This is a genomic window from Paraburkholderia sp. SIMBA_053 (assembly GCF_046534895.1).
Taxonomy (GTDB): domain Bacteria; phylum Pseudomonadota; class Gammaproteobacteria; order Burkholderiales; family Burkholderiaceae; genus Paraburkholderia; species Paraburkholderia caledonica.
This window is the reverse complement of record NZ_JAWRXU010000770.1, coordinates 1-268: the sequence shown is the minus strand read 5'-3', so window position 1 is coordinate 268 and position 268 is coordinate 1. Positions and strand designations below refer to the sequence as shown.

The 268-nt window shown below is 55.6% G+C and carries 1 protein-coding gene; it reads left to right on the top strand.

Translation table 11 applies throughout. From position 1 onward, the window contains the following. Positions 1-216: hypothetical protein (locus SB753_RS37655; protein ID WP_410805235.1), on the top strand; the 216-nt coding region annotated here is incomplete at its 5' end. Between the last annotated feature and the right edge of the window lie 52 nt (positions 217-268).

The window sequence follows — 268 nt, the reverse complement described above, 5'->3', positions numbered from 1 at the left end:
ATACAGGCCGGGACGACGAACTCCGAGCGACGGCGGGCACTGTTACTGCTGGTTGCCGACCTCGAAAAGATTTCCACGAGGGCGCAACGGACTCCGACAGCCATGACTGCCGCTGCATTGTTTAGCCGCGCCCGGAATATCTCGGGGATTAGCAAGCTGAGCGCGAATTTCTATCATAAGCCTCGCAGTCATAAAGCCCATCGTTTTGGCAACTGAGTTGCACAGTTCCCGGATGACATCCAGTCGCATAAAGTTGCAAATGACGGGC